Here is a 5,715-nt window from a genome sequence, read left to right on the forward strand (position 1 = left end):
CCTGCTCAAATTATCAACCAAATTACCCCTCAAATCAAAGCTGACAGTCTACTAGTCGGAGCCTTTGTACTCTGAAACAGATTCAGGGGGAGGTGAATGATGAACCAGTAGCTGCTTGCGGCCAATTAACTCAAGTAGTTCAGAAATTCCTCGACAGTCTAATTCTTTAGCAACTGCCATTGCGCCCTCCCACCCCGACTCCGTGACCGTGAGCGTCCGACGTTTTTTCTCTTCATCAAAGGCTAACGGTCTTCCTTCGTGGATTAAGTTTGCCAATGACTTTGGGTTGACGACTTTCGCCGTTTTTTTGCGCTTTTGAGGCATCTGGATTGCGGTTACCTTGACTCCCCTCGCCTGATGGTACACCGCTTCTACAGGTTCCACAGGATTGTAAAGAAATTTCTAAATCATCTCACATTCTATTGACTATCTACTTAACCACGTATAATATAGAAATAACAAAGGAATCGGACACCAGATGCCACAAAGTACGGGGAACCTGCTGACACCGCAGAACTGGTCATGAACGCCGCAAGGACATAACCCAGCCGTTACGAAATGGAATGACTCATTGCTCAAAAAAACCAGAAGAGTGCCCTAGACTCGCAATCTCAAGCACTCTCTTGAACAAGGAGTACAGTGATTATGACGTTTATTGATGACTGTCGCGCCGATGACCGCGACCAACGAGACGAAAAGACTCGTCAAGATATTTACGAAACGCAATACCTGGATGGGCAAACCGATGCTGCTTTTGGACAACTGCCTCGCTACGCAGATCCTGGCTATCTAGAAGGCTACGTCACCAAGCTTCAACAACTTCCGAAGGACGAAGCGGGGCGCATCATCCACTACTCGCCAACTCAGCACTTTGCTTTTGGTTGGGTCGATACCCCTGATCCCTGTTACTACAACGAAGACTTTTGACGCAATCTCGAATTATCTAGGGGGCTAAGGCAATCAACTTGAGTCCCCTTTCTGATTGTTTAGGAGAATTTAACCATGACACGCAACCGTCAGCATAATTGCGTTGAGACAAGCCAATCTGAGCGCCCAGTCGCTATGCCGGAACGATCGGTGATTGAAGCCAAGTCAGCGATCGCTGGTTTTGATGCCCCTGAGTTTGAAGGTGGATACGAAACGCTTCCTTATCTGCAAATGCTCAATCAATCAGATCCTAATCAGGCTGGATTCTTCTTGTTGGAGAATGCGGAGGAAGTTGGCTTTGCTGATCCAACAGGAGAGTGGACATCCCATACTACAAGGTTTTCCAGTGGTAGTACGGCTGAAGGTTACCGCAGTCTGACTGCCCAATTTCTAATTCTGCGAAGATCTCCCTTGATGATGTTTGAGAAGGAGAGCGGGAATTTCATCGGGGTTTACAGTCAGCAGGACTACAACCGAGACGCAATGATTTTGAAGACGCGCTACCTGGTATACCTGGTGAATCAACAAAAGCAGCTACTCCATCAATCACCGCTATTATTCACGACGAAAACAACGTTTTGTAGCTCGTTTGGTGAGGCAACTGGAACGTTTCGTCGCGAGATGAGTAAGGCTTACGCTCAGGCAACTGGAGCCAAAAAAGCAAGGAGCGATCGTTTCTTAGCCCTTTCCATTTTTGCAGTCCAAGTTCAGCCAGAACTGAAAGGCAAAAAGGCGAAATCGTGGGTTTGCTCCGTGGCTGATTATGGAAAGCCGATCGCTCAAAATTGGCAGAACTTTTTTGTGGGGTATGACGAAACCCTCAAAGAGAAGATTCTATCGGAGTTTGAGGAGTGGGCAGACTTTGGCAACCCCGATCGAGAAACAAAACCTCCGGTCTCTGACAATAGTGTTGACTACAGCAAGGATGGTTACAGCGCTGACATTGATTATGGTAGCGACCAAATTCCCTACATGCAGGAATTCTAAATTGCACTTCCACAGCTTCTCAATCCCCTTAAGGGACTTCCAAAAAACAAATGATTCCAGGTGATTCGTGGAGTAACCTGAGAGATTATCAATTGCTAAACACCGAGCCATGTTGGAACTTACAGACTCTCTCAAGCTGTTACTTCAAGAGACTGCCGATCGTCTTAAAGGTCATGAGCGTCGGCGATTCATGGCCCAAACGGTGACAGAATTAGGACGCGGTGGACAGCGGTTAGCCGAGCAGGAATTAGGATGGCATCGCGATCTGAGGCGCAAAGGTCAACGCGAAGTTGCAAGTGGTCTGGTGTGTGTGGACGCATTGGCATTACGCGGTCGCAAGTTAACGGAAGCGCGTTTACCCAACTTCCTGGCAGACGTGAAAAGGATTGTGGACAGCCAAAGTCAGAGCGATCCAAAATTCAGGACGAATCGCCTGTACAGTCGCCTCAGTGCGGCTGAAGTGCGGCGGCAACTGATCATTGACAAAGGCTACAGCAGTGAGGAATTACCCAGTGAAGAAACCATTCGGACGCGGCTCAATCAATTGGGCTACTATCCCAGCAAGGTGGGAAAAACGAAGCCTCAAAAAAAATTGCGTTAACCGATGCAATTTTTGACCAACTTGCGGTTGTCAACCAAATCTGTGCCGCAGACCCGACCACGCTACGGATGTCCCTGGATGCCAAAGCAGCCGTCAAAGTGGGACCGTTTTCCCGCAAGGGCAAAAATCGGGTCAAGACCGCAGCTTGTGACCCTGACTTTGACTCGAAGGCGACCGTCACGCCCTACGGCATTTTTTTACCCGAATGGGATGAGTTATTTCTCTATTGCACAACCTCGAAAGTGACCAGTGATTTCATGGTAGATGTCCTGGAGGCGTGGTGGCTCGCCCATCGTCACAGGTTTGCTGCCGTCAAAACCTTGTTACTCAACCAGGATAATGGTTCTGAGAACAATTCTCGTCGAACCCAATTCATGAAGCGCATGGTTGAGTTTGCCCAACGCCATCACTTGAACATCCGTTTAGCGTACTATCCGCCTTATCACAGTAAATACAATCCGATTGAACGGACTTGGGGCGTTCTCGAAAACCACTGGAATGGCAGTATTCTCGATGACATTGCAACGGTTGTGAAGTTCGCCCAAACGATGACCTGGAAGGGTCAACCTCCCGTGGTTCAACTGGTCACCCAAACCTATCCAACCGGGGTGAAACTTACCAAACAAGCGATGGCTGAAGTGGAAACTCAAATTCAACGCTTGACGAGTCTGGTCGTTGAAGGCAGAGAACTCAGTTTAGGCAAATGGTTTGTCGATATCTTGTACCATCCAGAGCTGGAGACGGCATGATTTTTTGTCTGGAAGTCCCTAACTCCGTCCCTTAAGCAGCCTATCTGAGGGGACAAATGCCACTTCATTGGAGATTGAATTATGAACACTACAAGTCCTGACAATCCACACAGCATCCATGTCTTAAATCCACAGATAGCCTTGCCAGAGCTTGCTTTCTTTCAGGTGGTCAAAGTGAAACTGACGAGAGAAGTTGCCACTATAACCGGGATGAAATATGAAACTTCGGAACAACCGCCAGGACAATGGCTCTATCAACTAGATGGACTAACCCAATTAAATGCTGTTTGGTGGAGATCTGACCAGTTACGCAGTCCTCACCGGAAGTAGCTCAAAGCCGATACTTGCCCTTTCAGAATGCAGAACTTACCGGACAGCGCGATCGACAACTCAGTTCGTTTGAATCGTTGCTCTAATTGAAAATGTGATTGCGAGTTTCTTTAGAACCTTCACCCTTTTGCAAAAATCAGGAGAATCAAGATGAGAAAGCAATCTTTCCAGTCGAGTGTTTGCAAAGTCAGCGAAATGACTCGGCTGCTGACTCACATTCAGCACTGTGCGATCGATTCTGAAGGAAGTTCCATTCGTCCAGACGAAGTTTCTGTCGTTGCTGAGATTCTCATTCAGCGATTGGTGTGGCAACATCCTAACTTTGAACAAATGATTCAAGAGATTTTGGATGATTTGCGTTTTGGCAATGTTTGATTGATGTTTTCTACAGCGCCAATTTTCTCTGAGACCTGATCACGCTCTAATCTTCCTAGCATTGTTTTTTGTGACAAACAGGACTAACTTCAGGGGTATCGATTCGGCTCACTGAACTTGAGAATCAAAGAGATCATCACTGTCATACCACTGCCCATCTGTCGCAGAGACGGTTTCGGAAGCAGGGCTGGAGGGAGTTTCTGGGGTGGTTGCTTCTGGAGTCCCCGTGGTTGCGACAAGCGATCGCGCTGTTTGTGATGCAGGGGCTGTGCTTGCTCCCTCAGTTGGATACTGATGCCTGATCGACCGGAATAATCTGGATGTCTGGGATAGCTCTAGTTCTAGGGTTCAAATCTCTCTCCTTTCTTAATGACAGATAAAAGCTGTATGGACAGGCTCGTCCTTGAGTATCCAGAACGTCAGGCTACGCCATTCAACTTCACCGATATACCTCGGAAATATCATCAGCGTCCTCCCTTCAGGATTTGCTCTGCGGTCAGTTGAAAGTCTGGGAATGTCGGAGAAATGACCCCATCGCCGCCTCGAAACTCGCTGGATCGATAAGCGCCATTTTGAAGGGACAACACAACTACGACCCCTCGACCTGGATCAACCTGCCAAAGCTCAGGAATGCCTCGTGCTGCATACTCCTTCGGCTTATGAACATAATCACGGTCGTAGTTTTTGCTCCCAGGATTGCCTGGTGAGACAACTTCGATCACGAGCAGAGGGTTCGGCATATTCAGATCGAGCAAGGCCTGTTTCTGGGTTAAGATTGCCGCAGCCGACGCTTCAGAGTGAACCATTAGATCAGGATCTCGTACGGTTGCCTCGGAAGACACCACGGTAATTTGCTGTTTGTCTCCAACCCGCTCGATCGCAAGCCCCATCTGGATAAAGTAGACAAGCAGAAATCTTGCAATTAATAAATTGTGCGGATCTTCATTAGGCAATTCAATTAACTCCCCATCCACCAATTCATACCGTTGGTCGCTGCCGTCGTCATAGTCGAGATATTCCTCAAGGGTGAATGGCGGTTTGATAGCTTGTGTCATGGCTCTGAGCCTCATCTGGCTTCTAAGTTGGACAAGATTGAACGGAATCTGGCTTCGGCGGAAGTGCCTCTACTTTCGGTGGAGACGGCATAAAGCTGACGTTTCCTCATCTCGTGGGAATTTAGACCGTAACTGCGAAGGGCAAGACCTGATTGTATCGCGCCTTGCGATCGCTGTTGTTCAGTTGGGTGTTTCAAATTTCCCTCCTGTTTTGATTACAGATAAGAATTACTCGTTGGAATTCCAGATGCTCTAGTCCTTTCTCCCACTCAAACGACACCCTTGACCAGTCCCCTCAAACTCGCTCCCGGCGCAGTTCAAACTCGTCCCCTGCAAGTGCGCTTACCGATGCCTGAAGAAATTAGAGCGCGATACCTGGAAGTCCGGGAAGTAGGGACGGATGTCGTGATTACTGTAATTGAACTATTGTCTCCCAAGAACAAACGAAGCGGAACAGGACGAACACTGTACGAGAAGAAGCGACAAAAGGTGCTGAGAAGCTTATCGAATCTGGTCGAAATTGACTTACTATGCGGTCATCCTCCGATGCTGATGAGTGAGGTAGACAGAAAGCTGGATTATCGAGTTTTGGTCAGTCGGGAATCCAGTCGCCCTGTTGCAGATTTGTATGGCTTCACCCTAAGTACAGGACAAAAAACTTAGAACCTGCAAGAAATCATTCATTTTCTGC

8 protein-coding genes and 1 pseudogene are annotated in these 5,715 nt (G+C 47.9%); 6 read left to right on the forward strand and 3 right to left on the reverse strand.

The window, feature by feature from the left end:
* Positions 1-51: 51 nt before the first annotated feature.
* Positions 52-384, reverse strand: a complete 333-nt coding sequence (locus ACKFKF_RS34130; protein WP_446871808.1) for a hypothetical protein — start codon at positions 382-384, stop codon at positions 52-54.
* Between the two features lie 261 nt (positions 385-645).
* Here ACKFKF_RS34130 and ACKFKF_RS34135 point away from each other — a divergent pair, with 261 nt between their 5' ends.
* From ACKFKF_RS34135 to ACKFKF_RS34155, 5 genes and pseudogenes are all read left to right on the forward strand, one after another.
* Positions 646-927 (forward strand): hypothetical protein, encoded by a 282-nt coding sequence (locus ACKFKF_RS34135; protein WP_446871809.1) that lies wholly within the window; start codon positions 646-648, stop codon positions 925-927.
* Positions 928-1,002: 75 nt separating this feature from the next.
* Entirely contained in the window at positions 1,003-1,914 is a 912-nt protein-coding gene (locus tag ACKFKF_RS34140) for a DUF5895 domain-containing protein (RefSeq protein ID WP_446871810.1), read from the forward strand.
* Between the two features lie 190 nt (positions 1,915-2,104).
* Positions 2,105-3,264: pseudogene (locus ACKFKF_RS34145) on the forward strand (ISAzo13 family transposase).
* An 81-nt stretch (positions 3,265-3,345) separates the two neighbouring features.
* Positions 3,346-3,594 (forward strand): hypothetical protein, encoded by a 249-nt coding sequence (locus ACKFKF_RS34150; protein WP_446871811.1) that lies wholly within the window; start codon positions 3,346-3,348, stop codon positions 3,592-3,594.
* A gap of 150 nt (positions 3,595-3,744) precedes the next feature.
* On the forward strand, positions 3,745-3,969 hold the full coding sequence (locus tag ACKFKF_RS34155) for a hypothetical protein (RefSeq protein WP_446871812.1): 225 nt from the start codon (positions 3,745-3,747) through the stop codon (positions 3,967-3,969).
* A 464-nt stretch (positions 3,970-4,433) separates the two neighbouring features.
* Here the strand turns inward: ACKFKF_RS34155 and ACKFKF_RS34160 are convergent, their stop codons facing one another.
* On the reverse strand, positions 4,434-5,024 hold the full coding sequence (locus tag ACKFKF_RS34160) for a Uma2 family endonuclease (protein WP_446871813.1): 591 nt from the start codon (positions 5,022-5,024) through the stop codon (positions 4,434-4,436).
* 11 nt (positions 5,025-5,035) lie between these two features.
* Positions 5,036-5,221, reverse strand: coding sequence for a hypothetical protein (locus tag ACKFKF_RS34165; RefSeq protein WP_446871814.1), 186 nt, complete (start codon positions 5,219-5,221; stop codon positions 5,036-5,038).
* Positions 5,222-5,264: 43 nt separating this feature from the next.
* Here ACKFKF_RS34165 and ACKFKF_RS34170 point away from each other — a divergent pair, with 43 nt between their 5' ends.
* Positions 5,265-5,687, forward strand: a complete 423-nt coding sequence (locus ACKFKF_RS34170) for a DUF4058 family protein (RefSeq protein ID WP_446871815.1) — start codon at positions 5,265-5,267, stop codon at positions 5,685-5,687.
* The last annotated feature ends 28 nt before the right edge of the window (positions 5,688-5,715 follow it).

It is taken from the genome of Phormidesmis sp. 146-12, assembly GCF_052939495.1.